We start from the raw sequence: 14,706 nt of genomic DNA on the forward strand, positions 1-14,706 counted from the left end.
ATGAGGATGATATGCACACAGATTATGTTTTAAGACTTGCCCATCTCAACGATACCCACTCACACTTGGATCCCAGCCGGGTTCAGTTCAAGATTGACTCTCAGGGACGCGAGTTTGATCTTCACAGCCACAGTGGTGGCTACGCGCGGATCTCGGCTCAGGTCAAGGCCGCAAGAGACGCTGCCCAAGCACAAAACCAGCCTTTTATCCTGCTCCACGGCGGCGATTGTTTCCAGGGCACCTTGTATTACAGCCAGTTCAAAGGCCGGGCCAACGCCAAACTGCTGAAGATGTTGGCACCCGATGCCATGGTCATAGGCAACCATGATATTGACGATGGCAACGCTCTGTTGGCCGGCTTTATCAAAGAGGTCGGCTTCCCTGTGCTGGCGGCCAATATGGATCTCAGCGGCGAAGCTGAAGATAAGCCCGGGCGTCTTCGAGGGCTGGACAACCTCTATGATCTGGATACCGCCTCGGGTATCGGCCGCAGCCTGATAAAGCCTTTCCACGACAAGCAGCTGGCCATAGTCGGTATTACTCTGGATCAAATGAAAGCCATCGCCAGGCCGGATCCCGATACCGAATTTGCCGATGCCTTTGCCACTACCAGGAAGACTGTTGAAGCCCTCAGAGCCAAAGGCATAGTGCATATCATAGTGCTGAGTCACTTAGGGTTGGATCAAGACAGATTACTGGCCGAAGCCATCCCCGGGATCAGCCTGATAGTCGGCGGCCACACCCATACCCTGATGGGTGATTTCCGCGGTTTTGGCCTGCCATGCCTGCCCTATGGTGAAAGCGTCAACGGCGTGCCTATCCTCCATGCCGGTAAACATGCCGAAACCCTGGGGCTCGCCGACATTCAGTTCGATGATGCAGGCCGGGTGATCCGGCTCGAAGGCAGTAACATCTTTATGCTGGACAGTCAGTTTCTGCTGAGCGGCCCACAGGCGGCCACCGAAGCCGACTATCAAGCCGCCAAGGCGATATTGGAACAACACCCAGGGATCCACTGGGATGATAACGATGAAGCCATGGAGCAAGTGATTGCCAACGAGTTCCGTCCAGCGATCAGCAGCATGGAAAATCAGGTGCTGGCTCTGGTACCCAAGGCCCTGGTGCATACCCGCCTGCCAAGCCGCACCCTGCCCCACGGCAGTGAAATTGCCCCCTGGGTCAGCCGCAGCATGTTTCTGGAGTCCAGAGCCAAAGACCAAAGAGTGGACTTTGCGCTGCATAACGCCGGTGGCGTGCGTCAATCTGTGCCTCAGGGACAACTGACCAAAGCCGACGTGCTCGGGCGTCTGTTGCCGTTTGAATTGCCGCTGGTTAAATATGAAATTGCCGGTGAACACCTCTACCAGGCACTGGAGTCGGCCATTAACGCCGCCACCAACAACGGCGTGCGTGGCACCGGCGCCGGTAGTTTCCCCTATACCTATGGGCTGAGATATTTCTATGATGGCCGCAAAGATCAGGGAGAAAGGCTATTGCGGCTGGAGCTGTTGCGGGCCAATGGTCTGTGGCAAGCACTGGCGCCGGAGCAGCACTATATCGGGGTTTCCACCTGTTACACCACGGCCGGGAAAGAAGGCTATGAACCCCTACTGCAAGCCCGCTGGCAGGAGTCGATGCCGTCGCTGACATTGCCGGGCGCCTTTATCAACTTCCTGAAAAAGGCCCCCAAACTGGATGAGTTACTATTGCCCCATGTGCACTATACCAGCCATAGGGCCGAGGCCGCCGGCGAATAGACCGGCCGCCATTCAGAGCGGTTATGCCTCGCCCCTTTTACTGACAAAGCACCATTCAAGATCATCAGCCTGCATGCTAACCCCAGGTTATATAAGCCATTTTATAAACCACGTTATAAACTGCTCTATAAACCAAAGTCACTGCCTTGCAGACGCTCGGCAAACCAGCCAAGCGCCTTTCCCATCTCCCCTTTTCGCCAGGCCATATAGATGGGCAGTGAAGGCCTGGGCAAGGCCACTTCGCGCTGCACCAACTCACCTTTGGCCAAGGCCTCCCGGATCAAATGCAGCGGCAAAAAGCCCACCCCTATTCCCATCTTCTGTGCGGTGATCTTGGCTTCCATCGACGACACCCGGATAAGCTGGCGACTGTCAAACACCCCACTGGAGCGCTGACTCAAGGAACGCGAGGTATCGGCCACTATGATGGATGGAAATTGCAACAAGGCTTCAGAGGCTATCTCAGTGTCAAATTGTGCCAAGGGATGCTCAGGCGCCACAACAAACACAAACTCCAGCTCACCAAGCTTTTGCAATTCATACTGACCTCTTGGCAATTCACCCGTGACGCCTATGGCGATATCGGCGCGGTTGGAATAAAGCGCATCCCAGCCGCCGCCAAGGGCCTCATGGGTCACGCTGACGGTGAGCTGTTTACCCAGCTCGGTGAATTCCTTAATTAATGAAAGCAGCGGCGCCTGTGGCAAGACGGTATCCAGCGCCAGTGTCAGTTGCGCCTCCCAGCCGGTTTCCAATTGCCTCACGGCATCCTCAAGCCGGACGGTGGCCGCCAGGATCTCCCGTCCCTGGGTCAACACCAAACGTCCCACTTCGGTAAGTTGAGCCCGAGTGCCCTTACGTTCAAATAATCTGCTTCCCAGCTCGCTCTCCAGCTTTTGAACCTGATAGGTCAAGGCAGATGGTACCTTGAAAAGCGCCTCGGCCGCTGCCGAAAAACTACCTTTTTTATCTATAGCATCCAATACTTTAAGTGCATCCAGGCTAATGACAGAGTGCATGATAAAACCTATGTTCAATTTTTTTGAAATTCAATATCAAAATGTTCCGATTTTCAGCCACAAAGGTCAAGGATAAACTGCACAGCAACTGGACAGGAAAGCCTATCCACCCTATTCAAATTCATTGAGGACACCATTATGAAAGACCTGATTATTAAACTGCTCCGCACCGATGCCGGTTTCGCTCCTCTGGCGCTGCGCCTGCCTATAGGTATCACTTTTATGGCTCACGGCGCCCAGAAGCTCTTTGGCTGGTTCGGCGGTTACGGCCTGGAGGGCACTGGACAATGGATGGCCTCTATCGGCCTGACTCCCGGATATTTGATGGCGCTGATGGCCGGCTCCAGTGAATTTTTCGGTGGTCTGCTGCTTATCATAGGTCTGTTGATTCGCCCCACTTCCGCGGTGTTGGCATTCACCATGTTGATGGCGATAGTCACAGTGCACCTGGACAACGGCTTGTTTATGTCCAACAACGGTTACGAGTTTGGTCTGGCATTGCTGGCTGCCACTGTATCCCTGGCGATTTCCGGCGCCGGTAAACTGTCCATCGACAGCATGATAGCCCGCAAGACACATTAATTCTTGCAAAGCACACATCTTGCTTTAAGCCATTCACTGCTTACAGGCCTTGCATCCTGGCCTGTAAGTCCGTGAAAAGCACACAAAAGACTTGTCTGCACCTTCCCAGCAGGAGAACTGAATTATGATTTATGTACGTCATGCCGACGAACGCGGCCGGGCCGACTTCGGCTGGCTCAAGAGCCAACACAGTTTTTCATTCGGCAACTATTATGATCCAAGATTTATGGGGGTCTCGGCCCTGAGAGTCATCAATGATGACAGAGTCGCGCCAAGCGCCGGCTTTGATACCCACGGCCACAAGGACATGGAGATCATCAGCTATGTGATTTCCGGCACCATAGCCCATAAAGACAGCTTTGGTCACGTGAAAACCTTGCCGGCCGGTGAGTTCCAACTTATGTCTGCCGGCGCGGGGATCTATCACAGTGAGTACAATGCCTCGGCAACTGAACCACTGCATTTCCTGCAGATCTGGATCCAACCGAGCAGCCAGGGTGGCAGCCCGGGTTATCAGCAAAAAGCCTTTGCCCAGAGTTCGGCCCTGACCCCGGTCGTCACTCCCGATGGCCGCGATGGCACCCTGTCCATCAAACAGGACGCCAGCGTCTACCGCCTGGAGCTGACCGCTGCCGAGCAGACGAGCTTCAAGCTGGCAAAGGGACGCAACTTTTATGCTCAAGTGGTGGAAGGAGAGCTGCAATTGGCAGGTGAAACCCTGCAAAGTGGCGATGGCATTCACATCAACGAACTTGAGGAGTTTGCCATCAAGGCCGGCAACAAGAGTGCCGTCGCCCTGGTGTTTGATTTGCCATAACAAGCAGCATTTCTTGGCGTTTGTCCATAGGCCGCCCTTGGAACTTCATTTGGGTGATGTTCCAGGGCGGCTTGGGTTATAACTGCAGCTGCATACTGAAATTGGTCAGCACTTCCCCGTAGCGTTGATGCTGATTGCGCTTCAAGGTTGTAAAGCCCTGCTTGCCGAAAAACGCTTTGGCATAGAAAGAAGCCTCTACCCTCAAACACTGCACCCCGGAATCGACGGCGTATCTCAATAGCTGCCGGTAGAGCTCGGCGGCAATCCCCCGGCGCTGGGCATTGGGGTGAGTAAAAAGGCAGTCTATCTCGGCTTCACCCGGCGCATTCAAAGGCTTTAGGTTAATAAATCCGAGCAAATTGCGACCATCTTCGGCAACCCAGAGCGCCGTCCCCTGCAAACGATTCCGCCACTCATCTTCGCTGCGCTGTGCAGGCGACCAGGCCTGGCATTGCGCCTGGCTGTAATGCTCTGTGCTGGCGTTTACCACCAGATGAAACAGCTCGGCGATGGCCGCGCTGTCCTCGGGGCGACCTTGGCGAACAATAAAGCCGAGCTCGGCTTGAATGGGCGTTGGTGAAATCATAGGCGGCTTAGCTCTTGTGCTCCAAAGGCGCCAGTATCAGCTTCATAAAGTAGCTGCCGAACATTTGGCCGGATTTTTCCTGGTAGCTTTTGTGATGCAGACGAAACCCGGCGCGTTCAAACACAGGTTTGGACAGTGCCGAAGCATCTGTTGTCAGGTGATGATAGCCTTGGGTGAGTGCCCACTTCTTGGCGGCTTCAAGCAAGGATGAGGCAACACCCTGACGCTGGCTATCGGGCGCCACATAAAGGCAGGCGATGTAACCTCGCTCACGGAAGGTGGTCTCCAGCAACACAAAGCCAACACATTGAGGACTTTGCTCGCTGCCCTTGAGCATCACCCAGGCCTGAGCTCGTTTGAGCCTTAGCTGCCAGTATCGCCCAGAGCGCGGCGCAGCCGACCAAGCCAGACGCTGAGCCGCACTGTAGCGAGCATCATCTATGGCAGTAACGGCACTGTGGTAGAGATTGGCTATCTGCTCCCCCAAGTGCCTGTGACGAGAATGAGAGTAAACCTCTACCCGCAACATGAGAATTGGTACCAACACAGTTGAATTGCAGGCATTTTGCCCGACATTTGTGCTCAGGCAAAGCCCTTAAGCGCAAATAAAAAAGCCGCGAACAGAGTCGCGACTTTAAACAGAGAGTGGATGAAATCACTTCTTATCGATTTCACCAACAAACATCAGCTTGTCAAAAGTCCGGTTGAGGGTCTTGCTGGTGAAGTTGGTCATCCACATCTGCTCGGTAACCTGCACCTTATCACCCTTGACCACCGCTACCTGAGGGCCTGCCGCCCAGAATGTCTTATCGGCTTCTTTAATCTGCACATAGGTATAACCACCGCTGTTCATGGTGTCGACCACTGTGCCTTCATGTACCGCACCTTGCGCCCAGGCTGAAGAGATACCCAGAGCCAAAGCCGCGGTCGCCAAGATCTTTGCCAATTTTGCCATTGTCTGTTGCTTCCTGTTGTCGTTGGAAATACTGCGCCATTAAAACATGTGTTATTTCATAAATCGCTAATAGGGTTCACACTTTTGACAGCTTCACTGACGTAGCAAGGGCCGCAGCATAGACTCAAGACCATTGAGCTTCACCTCATAGATGAGCGCCAATTGCTGCCCAAGTTTGCCCTCGGGGAACCCCTTGGAGTGAAACCACACCAGATAAGGCTCGGGAAGCTCCAATAACTTGCGTCCGGCGTACTTGCCAAAGGGCATGGTCTGATTGATGGCTTCCAACAACTGCTGTTCCGGCTGCATCTTCTCTCCGTTTCAGGCTAAAGTTGCCAGTATACTCCGGAAAAGTAAACTTGAGTGGAAAGCAGGCCAATCTGCGCGGTTCATAAAAGCAGGATTAATCAATTTTGGACGAACAAAGATGAAAATTGGTGAACTGGCACAGAAAACCGGCCTGGCTCCCCGCGGATCCGCTTCTATGAACGTATTGGGCTACTGAATGACAAGGTTAAGCGCAGCCTCATTTACACCCCGGATGCCTACGGCCAAACCTGGCATCTTCCCTGCGACGATAACCGTTTGACCTACCGGGAGTTCATCTTTCTGGCGGCAAAGGTTTTCGGCACTCCGGCCAAGTATAAAGTGCTCAAAAGCTGGCAGCTGTGGCTGGGCGCCAAGTTCAACCAAAAGCTCAAAGATACCACCGAACTCTTGCCGCGTTATAAGGTGGATAATCTCTTTGTGTCCGATAAATTCAAGGCGCGCTTCCCGGACTTTCAAATCACCGGCTACGAACAGGGATTGCGTGAGATTTTCCAGGAGCGAATTTTCCAGGAGCGAAGCCACCGGGCGGCCAATCCTTAGCGGTCACTCAAGCAGCAACCGAATGCCTTGCCTCAGGGCCAGACACAAGCAATTGATTACAAGATCTTTTCGGAGCAGAACCATGACAGACACAGGTTCAAACAAGCAGGGAAACTGGATGATTTACGGTGCCTATGGTTACACGGGTGAACTTATCGCCCGGGAAGCCGCACATCGAGGATTGCGCCCAGTACTCGCCGGGCGCAACCGTGAAAAGACCCGGGCACTGGCCAAGGAGTTGCGGCTCGAGTCAGCTGTGTTCGACTTGGATGATATCCCACGCCATATAGGTGACATGAGCTTGATACTCAACTGCGCCGGGCCTTTTTCGGCAACGGCTGGGCCCATGATGCAAGCCTGCTTGGCTGCCAAGGTGCACTACTTGGATATTACAGGGGAAATTGCGGTGTTCGAGCTGGTGCAATCACTCAAGCAGCAAGCCCAAGACACCGGGATTGTTATCTGTCCGGGTGTCGGTTTCGACGTGATCCCCACAGACTGTCTCGCCGCAGCCCTGAAAAATGCCTTGCCCGATGCCAACCACTTATCACTCGGTTTTGACTCTCGCTCGGGCTTATCTCCCGGCACAGCCAAAACCTCGGTTGAGGGCCTGGCCCAGGGCGGCAAGGTACGTAAACAGGGTAAAATCATCTCTGTGCCGCTTGCCTATAAGGTAAGAAACATAGATTTCGGCGATGGTGAGAAACCGGCCATGACTATTCCCTGGGGCGATGTGGCAACCGCTTTCTACACCACAGGGATCCCCAACATAGAGGTCTTTATCCCGGGCTCGGCCAAGATGATAGCCAACACCAAACGGGCCAACTACATCAGACCCTTGTTGAAATTCCGCTGGCTGCAGAAACTGCTCAAGGCACATATAGGCAAGGCGGTGACAGGGCCCGATGGAGCAGCAAGGGCAAAGTTGCCGACCTTTGTCTGGGGTGAAGTCAGTAATGCGCAAGGGGAGCGGCGCACAGCGCGGATAAAAACCGCCAATGGTTATAGTCTGACGGTTTTTGGTTCGCTGGCGGTTGTGGATTATCTGCTGCAGCATAATCATGATGGCGGCAGTTATACGCCATCACAACTCATGGGCGCCGACTTGATAACTCGATTACCGCACTCGGGTGAGCTGCAGCTGATTTAGGCTTTCAATTCAACCTACGCTTCTCAGCCAAAGATTTCCCGGCACACTGTGGCCGCCTGGCTTAAACCCCAGGCGCTGCGCCAGGACTTCGTCTCCCGGAAGCACCTCCAGCATCAGTTGCCGCTTAGGCGCTCCCAAAAGCGATAATCGCTCAATAACCGTCTCCAACAAAAAGCTGCCGAGTCCAAGATGGCGAAATTCGGGCAACACCAGAAAGTCCTGCAACCGATAGTGCTCCTGTTCCTGACTGGGTTCAGCTGCTGAGCCGCTGCGCACCAAAGCCAAGGCCACCAGTTGTCCCTCCTGCAGGTTTTCCCCGCCGGACCTTTCCCTGATACATAATGACAGCAGCGGCTTGGCAGGCAAACAACTGTCATCCAGTCCATGCACCGGCAGTCCTGCCCTGTCCCGGAGCAACAAGAGTTCGTGGGTTGCCAGACAATACTCCATCACTTCAAAGCGACTGGTCTGGTTGAGTACATGGCCCATAAATGCCTCCTTGCATAAATACTGATGGTCGAAACGCCTGGGTATCCCCTGCCAATACACCAACATGGCAGAGTACTGTGGCAAGCAGATGACAGTTGCAACAACCTGGGTGACAAGATAGAGCAGAAAAAAGCCGGCACCCCAAACGACTTAAAGGCACACCAAGAGTCTGATTAATGGACCAATCGACAAAGATCACATTTATTTATACTTTTTAGGTCTAATAAAAATATTTTTTATTCCTACAAACGGTATCTACTGCGTCATAAAAGAAGCTCTGCTGAAACCTACCCTGTGGCAATGCAGATTTAACAAACAAATGACGCGGAAACATTTTTTAACAGCATAATTTTATTGATAATTTCCTACGTCACCTCCCCTCACCGGCAACACTGCCATTATTACGGCAACCCAAGGGACAACGCCAAAAACATGACGCGGCAAAAACAATAAAAACCAATAAAAATCATCAAGTTGACCAAGAACAATTTAGCTTTTACATTTGTTTTACCGTTCACTGTTCACCTCCGTCAGCAACAACTTTTCGGAGTGCAGAAAAGCAGCGACACGGCAAACATCAGGTTGGGAACACTCCCGAACCAAGGAAAGTTGTAAGCCATTAGGGAAAGAGCAAATAACTTAATAACAGGCTTTCAGAGGGCAAGACAATGATCATACTCGTTGGCGGTGAAAAGGGGGGCAGCGGCAAGAGCTGCCTGGCACAAAACATTGCCGTTTTTCTCACGGTGGAATGTGGCGCATCGGTGATCATGGTGGATTGCGACCCTCAGCGAACCACCTCTGATTGGATCCAGGCCCGCAACAACGACGGCAAGCTAGCCGGGATCAACTGTGTTCAACTCTATGGCAAAATCCGCAACGATCTGTTGAGCCTGGAGCAACACTACGATTATGTGATAGTCGATTGCGGCGGCCAGGACAACCTGGCGCTGCGTGCCACCATGTCAGTGGCCTCCCATGTACTCATGCCCCTCAGGCCCAAGCGCCGCGATCTTAAAACCGTCAGCCATATGGACGACATAGTCGCTACCTGCATGATGATAAACCCCAAGATGCGAGCCTCTTTTGTCATCACCCAGTGCCCTAACCTGCCCAATCAGGCCAGCCGTATTCTCGAGGCCAAGGAAGTCTGCAAAACCTATGATATCAATGTGCTGGACGCCATTACTTACAGCCGCAACATCTATGATGACAGCGAAGAGTCCGGCCGCTCGGTAATTGAATTCGAGCCCAAAGGCAAGGCCGCCGCCGAGATCCGTGCCATCGCCTGCGAAATGCTGCAGGCACAGAATGCCACTGAGATCCGCAGCCGCCTGATGACCAACCAACTCAACAGCATGAGGACTCAGTATGGGACTGGCCGATCTGAAGAAAAACATTACGCCATCTGAGGCCGATGCCCGTAAGCGTATGTTGGCCATGCAATCCCTGGATGAGTTTATCGACGGTGCCATCTATTACGCCATGGGGCAAACGCAGCAAACGGCGGCAACTATGCCGGTTGAGCAGCGGTATTCCAATACAGCTTCCACCAATCAGGAAGCCACTCAGCAAAAGCTGATACCTAAACGCCGCCACGAACCTTTTCGCAAGGCAACTTTCACCCTGAGTGAAGCGGCCATCAGCCACCTGGCCGAAATGGCCAGCGACTGTGATATTGCCAAGTCACGCCTGATACGTTTGCTTATCAAGCATCATCACAGCCTGACACCGCAAGAGCGCCGCGAGTTGGAGCAGAAGTTTATGCCGGACTGATTCCTTTCCCTTGAAATGTGTGGACTGTTTGACACTCCCACCCTTTGCTGACAGCCGATAACAGGTTTCAACCTCTTTGCTGTCAGCTTTTTTTTGCTTGTTTTTCATGCGCCGAGCTTGAGTTATTCCCACTGAGCCCCCACAGATCTGATTAGACTCTTTAGCCATGGAGCCGGATCATGCTGGCCATTCTGATCACCCTTGCCGCCGGCGCCAGCGCCATAGGTTGGATCCTCAGCCAATCCTGGCGGGATCGCAGACGCAGAGACAAGATACGCGCCAAGCCCTTCCCCAAGGAATGGCGCACTATCCTGAAAAAACGTATGCCCTATTTCCGTTCCCTGCCCAGTGACCTGCAACTGCAGCTCAAGAAACACATCCAGGTGTTTCTGGCGGAAAAGCAGTTTGTCGGTTGCGACGGGTTGGAGATAGATGATGAAATCCGCCTGACCATAGCCGCGCAGGCCTGTCTCTTGTTACTCAATCGCCAAACCAACTATTACCCTAACCTGAGACAAATTCTGGTGTACCCATCGGCCTTTATTGTTCGCCAGCAGCAGCGGGATGCCAATGGCTTGGAATGGCACAGCCAAAGGTTATTGGCGGGAGAATCCTGGGGTCAGGGAAAGGTCGTCCTTTCCTGGCAAAATACCCTGGATGACGCCGCCGATCCGGCAGACGGCCGGAATGTCGTGATCCATGAATTCGCCCATCAACTGGATCAGGAAGTAGGCGATGCCAATGGCGCTCCCAGACTCGGCGAGTTCAACGCCTACCCTGTGTGGTCGCAGGTGCTTGGCCGAGAGTTTGCCAAACTGCAGGCTCAGGCTGCCAGTGGTGAGCCCAGCCTATTCAGTTACTACGGCGCCACCAATCCGGCCGAGTTCTTTGCCGTAATAAGCGAGGTGTTTTTCGAACAGCCGCAGCAGATGAGAGCCGATTATCCGGCACTCTACCAGGAACTGAGCCGCTTTTATCGTCTCGATCCCCTGAGTTGGCACTAGGCCAGCTTTCAACTGGATAACGGCATGCCTGCAAACAGAAAACCCATTTGGCTCACATCTTGTGCCCAATTGGGTTAAGCTGGGGCCAACAATAAAAATTTATAAGAGGAAACATTATGTTGCACCTTAAGCCTCTGTTGCTGAGTACAGTGCTGCTGCTACCGATTTACGGCCATTCAGTCTTGGCAAGTAGCCTGGAAGCCGGTAATCAAAACGGCCAGGAGCAAAGCGGCCAGCTCGATGATAGCCAAGCTCATGCCGCTTCGGTATTGGATAAGCTGCACCAAAGTGCTGCCAATGCCGACTGGGACAGCTACTTTAGCCTCTTCAGCCCCGATGCGGGGTTTATCGGTACAGATGCCAGTGAATACTGGAATATGGTTGAATTTGAGCAGTATGCCCGTGCCACCAAAGGCTGGACTTACCAAAGTTCCTCACGCCGCCTGGTACAACACGGCGATGTGATAGTGTTCGATGAACTGCTGGACAGCCAGTCCTATGGGCTTGGACGGGGCACAGGCACGCTTGTCAAAACCGAACAAGGCTGGCAAATACTGCAGTACAGCCTGAGTTTCCCCATTCCCAACGCCCTGGCGCCAAGAATTACCGATCAGATAAAGCTGTATCGCAAAAAGCAGAAATCAGTGCCTGAAGGCAACTGAAAAACAGATATTGGCCAGCTGCACGAAGTGGCCAAAGCTGTCAAAATCTTCAGGATGAATGTCCCGTCCCGAACTGGCCTTGTCGGCGTAATAGACACCTATTACCTTATTGTCCACTTTCAGCGGTGCCAGCATAAAACCACTGGCGGGGACTTTTCTCGCCAGCTGTTCACCTAGTAAGGCTTTGTCGGCCCCCTCGCCCTGCCAGGCCAGTTTCTGATTTTCAATACAATCCCTCAGCAAGGTGCCACGCCCTTCCAGCTCGAGAATAAAGTCGTTTTTCATCTCCTCGGCGTCGTCCCCCAGCGCGATTCTCGGTTGCAACATGCGCCTGCTCGGTGACAGCAAGAGCACGGCGCAACGGTCGAGACCAATACCCTCGAGTATTCCCTCCAATGCCGTGGTCACTACCTTATTGAAATCAGTCTTCTCGACGGCAAATCCGGTCAGCTCTCTGAGTTTTTTCAGCTGGAACGCAAGATTTGCCTCGCGCACTACAACCTCAGCCACGCTCTCCTGGGGCAGCAGCTGATCTGTGTCCGGCAGATACTCGATAAGCACCTTGGCGCCATAGGCTTCGGCTAACTTGACAGTAGCGTTGGAGCAGCGAAGGACCCGGCCACGAAACTCATCTGTATCCAACTGCAGCATATCGGCGGCTTGTTTAAGGCGCCGCTCCAGCTCCTCGGGTTTGAGTGCGGCGCCAGCCAGCGCTTCGCTGAGTTTATTGGCCAGAAAAATACTGCGAATTTCCGGCGTGCGTTCATCGGGATTGCTGAGCGACTTGCACAAGAGTTCACCCAGGCCCCAACTGCGGGCCAGCCCCTGGCTGAGCTGATTGAATGAAGCCCCGAGCGCCTCACGCACCAGATTGAGCCTGTTTACGGCATCACTTTCGGCGCTGAGGGCAGAATCCAGCTCCTCGGCCAGTTCGGCTCCCGTGCTCCAAAAGGCACTCTCACCCAAGTGATAGAGCAGCGCGGCAATAAACGCCTCTTCCTGCAACTCCTCATCGTAGCCATCGAGCATCATCTTGGCCAACATGGCGGCCTGAAACGCCTGAGCCATCAGCTTAAGCAACCTTTGATAAACCGAGGGCGCCAGATTTTTGCTTTCCAGCAAACTGGAGAGGAGTTTGGCGGTAATGCAGATATTGCGGATGGTGTCGAACCCCAGTACCACGGCAGCGCGGCTGACCGTTGTAACAGGGCTTATCCCCTTGTTATAGATGGCGCTGTTGGCCACCCGCAAAATACGGGAAGTGAGCGCATTGTCGTGCATTATGCTGCGCCCCAGAATCGCCATGGAGGACACATCGTCCTTGGCGAGTTTTTCCAATGTCCTTATTGTTGAGCAAAGTGCGGGCATTTCCTGATCACTGATCCTGCGGGTCCAGTAATCCACCCCCTTGTTGGCTGATTTCAAATACGACTCAACTCTTTCAGGTATTGGCCCAGCGGTGGGCTTGAGAATGGAACTCTTGTTATGAATAAAGCACAAACTTCAAAGAAATAACACAATTACAACAAAAAAAGGCGACTCAATGAGTCGCCAAAACACAAGCAACAAGGCTCAAATGACTGGGAAGTCACAAATTACCCCCGAAAATGGCGTAGGTTCATTTCCGAGGAAGTGGCGCCCGAGAGGACGCCAACACTTGGGATTAAAACTGCTCTTCTTCGGTCGAACCACTCAGAGCCGTGACAGAGGACTGGCCGCCCTGGATAACATTGGTCACCTGATCAAAGTAACCTGTACCCACTTCCTGCTGATGCGCCACAAAGGTGTATCCCTTCTGCGCGGCAGCGAATTCGGCTTCCTGAACCTTCTCAACATAGTGCTTCATGCCTTCGCCACGGGCATAGTCGTAGGCGAGATCGAACATGTTGTACCACATGTTGTGAATACCGGCCAAAGTGATGAACTGGTACTTGTAGCCCATGTTGGCAAGCTCCTGTTGGAACTTGGCAATAGTGGCGTCATCCAGGTTCTTCTTCCAGTTGAACGAAGGTGAACAGTTATAGGCCAACAGTTGATCCGGATACTGGGCATGGATGGCTTCGGCAAAGCGGCGCGCCTCTTCCAGATCCGGCTTGGCGGTTTCACACCAGATAAGGTCGGCATAAGGTGCGTAGGCAAGCCCGCGGGAAATGGCCTGATCCAAACCAGCCTTCACCCGGTAGAAACCTTCCTGGGTACGCTCTCCGGTGATGAAGTCGCGATCATAGGGGTCGCAGTCTGAGGTCAGCAGATCAGCAGCGTTGGCATCGGTACGGGCAATCACCAGAGTATCCACTCCGGATACGTCGGCTGCCAGACGGGCCGCTACCAGCTTCTGTACCGCTTCCTGAGTCGGCACCAAAACCTTACCGCCCATGTGACCACATTTTTTCACCGAGGCCAGCTGATCTTCGAAGTGCACCCCGGCGGCGCCGGCATCTATCATGGACTTCATCAGCTCATAGGCGTTCAGCACGCCACCGAATCCAGCTTCGGCATCGGCCACAATCGGCAGGAAGTAATCGACATAACCCTCATCTTCCGGGTTTTTACCCTGGTTCCACTGGATCTGATCGGCGCGGCGGAAGGAGTTATTGATCCGCCCCACCACGGCAGGCACAGAGTTGGCCGGATAGAGTGACTGATCCGGATACATGGTGCCCGCCAGGTTGGCATCGGCCGCCACCTGCCAGCCTGAAAGGTAGATGGCCTCGATACCGGCCTTGGCCTGCTGCACGGCCTGACCGCCGGTCAAAGCACCGAGAGAGTTAACATAGCCCTTCTTCGCGCCGCCGTTAACCAGCTCCCACAACTTGGCTGCGCCGCGCTTGGCGATAGTGTTTTCAGGAACCACTGAACCGCGCAATGCCACAACTTCTTCGGCGGTATATGGACGACGAACGCCCTGCCAACGTGGATTTTCAGCCCAATCCTTTTTCAAAGCTTCTATCTGCGCCTGACGTGAATTCTGTGTTGCCTTGGTCATTTTGACTCTCCTTCGTAGGGTAATTTGGCAGCCACCCAGCCCCCGCGGGCAGC

General features: G+C 53.6%; 17 protein-coding genes. 9 read left to right on the forward strand and 8 right to left on the reverse strand.

Annotated elements, in window-relative coordinates; translation table 11 throughout:
* Positions 1-11: 11 nt before the first annotated feature.
* Entirely contained in the window at positions 12-1,757 is a 1,746-nt protein-coding gene (locus ACMHXI_RS16705; RefSeq protein WP_345843845.1) for a bifunctional metallophosphatase/5'-nucleotidase, read from the forward strand.
* Between the two features lie 125 nt (positions 1,758-1,882).
* Here ACMHXI_RS16705 and ACMHXI_RS16710 read toward each other — a convergent pair whose 3' ends face one another.
* On the reverse strand, positions 1,883-2,776 hold the full coding sequence (locus ACMHXI_RS16710) for a LysR family transcriptional regulator (RefSeq protein ID WP_345843844.1): 894 nt from the start codon (positions 2,774-2,776) through the stop codon (positions 1,883-1,885).
* 138 nt (positions 2,777-2,914) lie between these two features.
* On the opposite strand from ACMHXI_RS16710, the gene ACMHXI_RS16715 reads away from it, so the two are divergent.
* Both ACMHXI_RS16715 and ACMHXI_RS16720 read left to right on the forward strand, forming a co-directional pair.
* Positions 2,915-3,358 (forward strand): DoxX family protein, encoded by a 444-nt coding sequence (locus ACMHXI_RS16715; RefSeq protein WP_025009758.1) that lies wholly within the window; start codon positions 2,915-2,917, stop codon positions 3,356-3,358.
* A 124-nt stretch (positions 3,359-3,482) separates the two neighbouring features.
* Positions 3,483-4,175, forward strand: coding sequence for a pirin family protein (locus ACMHXI_RS16720; RefSeq protein ID WP_208184575.1), 693 nt, complete (start codon positions 3,483-3,485; stop codon positions 4,173-4,175).
* Between the two features lie 76 nt (positions 4,176-4,251).
* On the opposite strand, the gene ACMHXI_RS16725 is transcribed toward ACMHXI_RS16720, so the two are convergent.
* The 4 genes from ACMHXI_RS16725 to ACMHXI_RS16740 form a co-directional block, all read right to left on the reverse strand.
* Positions 4,252-4,761 (reverse strand): GNAT family N-acetyltransferase, encoded by a 510-nt coding sequence (locus ACMHXI_RS16725; RefSeq protein WP_208184574.1) that lies wholly within the window; start codon positions 4,759-4,761, stop codon positions 4,252-4,254.
* A 7-nt stretch (positions 4,762-4,768) separates the two neighbouring features.
* Entirely contained in the window at positions 4,769-5,308 is a 540-nt protein-coding gene (locus tag ACMHXI_RS16730) for a GNAT family N-acetyltransferase (RefSeq protein WP_338402377.1), read from the reverse strand.
* A gap of 108 nt (positions 5,309-5,416) precedes the next feature.
* Complete coding sequence (locus tag ACMHXI_RS16735; RefSeq protein WP_208184573.1) at positions 5,417-5,716, reverse strand: NrfJ; 300 nt, start codon at positions 5,714-5,716, stop codon at positions 5,417-5,419.
* Between the two features lie 93 nt (positions 5,717-5,809).
* A complete protein-coding gene (locus tag ACMHXI_RS16740) occupies positions 5,810-6,025 on the reverse strand; it encodes a DUF3820 family protein (protein WP_025009755.1) in 216 nt (71 codons plus the stop codon).
* 276 nt (positions 6,026-6,301) lie between these two features.
* Here ACMHXI_RS16740 and ACMHXI_RS16745 point away from each other — a divergent pair, with 276 nt between their 5' ends.
* Entirely contained in the window at positions 6,302-6,586 is a 285-nt protein-coding gene (locus ACMHXI_RS16745) for a hypothetical protein (protein ID WP_413735539.1), read from the forward strand.
* 82 nt (positions 6,587-6,668) lie between these two features.
* A complete protein-coding gene (locus ACMHXI_RS16750) occupies positions 6,669-7,736 on the forward strand; it encodes a saccharopine dehydrogenase family protein (protein ID WP_413735541.1) in 1,068 nt (355 codons plus the stop codon).
* 9 nt (positions 7,737-7,745) lie between these two features.
* On the opposite strand, the gene ACMHXI_RS16755 is transcribed toward ACMHXI_RS16750, so the two are convergent.
* The gene (locus tag ACMHXI_RS16755; RefSeq protein WP_181382299.1) at positions 7,746-8,225 is read right to left on the reverse strand and encodes a GNAT family N-acetyltransferase; all 480 of its coding nucleotides are present in this window, start codon (positions 8,223-8,225) and stop codon (positions 7,746-7,748) included.
* Between the two features lie 668 nt (positions 8,226-8,893).
* Between ACMHXI_RS16755 and ACMHXI_RS16760 the strand changes: the two genes are divergently transcribed.
* From ACMHXI_RS16760 to ACMHXI_RS16775, 4 genes are all read left to right on the forward strand, one after another.
* Positions 8,894-9,637, forward strand: a complete 744-nt coding sequence (locus tag ACMHXI_RS16760) for an AAA family ATPase (protein ID WP_413735544.1) — start codon at positions 8,894-8,896, stop codon at positions 9,635-9,637.
* A complete protein-coding gene (locus ACMHXI_RS16765; RefSeq protein WP_342177105.1) occupies positions 9,597-10,001 on the forward strand; it encodes a CopG family transcriptional regulator in 405 nt (134 codons plus the stop codon). Before ACMHXI_RS16760 ends, ACMHXI_RS16765 begins: the two co-directional genes overlap by 41 nt.
* A 179-nt stretch (positions 10,002-10,180) precedes the next feature.
* Positions 10,181-11,005: a zinc-dependent peptidase gene (locus ACMHXI_RS16770; RefSeq protein ID WP_159352273.1), complete on the forward strand. Its 825-nt coding sequence runs from the start codon at positions 10,181-10,183 to the stop codon at positions 11,003-11,005.
* A 116-nt stretch (positions 11,006-11,121) separates the two neighbouring features.
* Positions 11,122-11,667 carry a nuclear transport factor 2 family protein gene (locus tag ACMHXI_RS16775; protein WP_159352274.1) on the forward strand — a complete coding sequence of 182 codons (546 nt, stop codon included), beginning with the start codon at positions 11,122-11,124 and terminating at the stop codon, positions 11,665-11,667.
* Here the strand turns inward: ACMHXI_RS16775 and ACMHXI_RS16780 are convergent.
* Both ACMHXI_RS16780 and aceA read right to left on the reverse strand, forming a co-directional pair.
* A complete protein-coding gene (locus ACMHXI_RS16780) occupies positions 11,647-13,035 on the reverse strand; it encodes an HDOD domain-containing protein (protein ID WP_413735606.1) in 1,389 nt (462 codons plus the stop codon). The two genes, ACMHXI_RS16775 and ACMHXI_RS16780, sit on opposite strands and share 21 nt — an antisense overlap.
* Before the next feature lie 295 nt (positions 13,036-13,330).
* A complete protein-coding gene (aceA, locus tag ACMHXI_RS16785; protein ID WP_044734155.1) occupies positions 13,331-14,653 on the reverse strand; it encodes an isocitrate lyase in 1,323 nt (440 codons plus the stop codon).
* Between the last annotated feature and the right edge of the window lie 53 nt (positions 14,654-14,706).

The sequence above is a fragment of the Shewanella sp. BJSY2023SW005 genome (genome assembly GCF_047314585.1).
Classification (GTDB): domain Bacteria; phylum Pseudomonadota; class Gammaproteobacteria; order Enterobacterales; family Shewanellaceae; genus Shewanella; species Shewanella algae.

Bases quoted from the DNA above. Each gene is read 5' to 3' on its own strand.
- ACMHXI_RS16715 (WP_025009758.1), top strand. From the start codon at position 2,915: ATGAAAGACCTGATTATTAAACTGCTCCGCACCGATGCCGGTTTCGCT.
- ACMHXI_RS16725 (WP_208184574.1), bottom strand. From the start codon at position 4,761: ATGATTTCACCAACGCCCATTCAAGCCGAGCTCGGCTTTATTGTTCGC.
- ACMHXI_RS16720 (WP_208184575.1), top strand. From the start codon at position 3,483: ATGATTTATGTACGTCATGCCGACGAACGCGGCCGGGCCGACTTCGGC.
- ACMHXI_RS16780 (WP_413735606.1), bottom strand. From the start codon at position 13,035: ATGCCCGCACTTTGCTCAACAATAAGGACATTGGAAAAACTCGCCAAG.
- ACMHXI_RS16740 (WP_025009755.1), bottom strand. From the start codon at position 6,025: ATGCAGCCGGAACAGCAGTTGTTGGAAGCCATCAATCAGACCATGCCC.
- ACMHXI_RS16765 (WP_342177105.1), top strand. From the start codon at position 9,597: ATGGGACTGGCCGATCTGAAGAAAAACATTACGCCATCTGAGGCCGAT.
- ACMHXI_RS16750 (WP_413735541.1), top strand. From the start codon at position 6,669: ATGACAGACACAGGTTCAAACAAGCAGGGAAACTGGATGATTTACGGT.
- ACMHXI_RS16710 (WP_345843844.1), bottom strand. From the start codon at position 2,776: ATGCACTCTGTCATTAGCCTGGATGCACTTAAAGTATTGGATGCTATA.
- aceA (WP_044734155.1), bottom strand. From the start codon at position 14,653: ATGACCAAGGCAACACAGAATTCACGTCAGGCGCAGATAGAAGCTTTG.
- ACMHXI_RS16755 (WP_181382299.1), bottom strand. From the start codon at position 8,225: ATGGGCCATGTACTCAACCAGACCAGTCGCTTTGAAGTGATGGAGTAT.
- ACMHXI_RS16705 (WP_345843845.1), top strand. From the start codon at position 12: ATGCACACAGATTATGTTTTAAGACTTGCCCATCTCAACGATACCCAC.
- ACMHXI_RS16775 (WP_159352274.1), top strand. From the start codon at position 11,122: ATGTTGCACCTTAAGCCTCTGTTGCTGAGTACAGTGCTGCTGCTACCG.
- ACMHXI_RS16770 (WP_159352273.1), top strand. From the start codon at position 10,181: ATGCTGGCCATTCTGATCACCCTTGCCGCCGGCGCCAGCGCCATAGGT.
- ACMHXI_RS16760 (WP_413735544.1), top strand. From the start codon at position 8,894: ATGATCATACTCGTTGGCGGTGAAAAGGGGGGCAGCGGCAAGAGCTGC.
- ACMHXI_RS16735 (WP_208184573.1), bottom strand. From the start codon at position 5,716: ATGGCAAAATTGGCAAAGATCTTGGCGACCGCGGCTTTGGCTCTGGGT.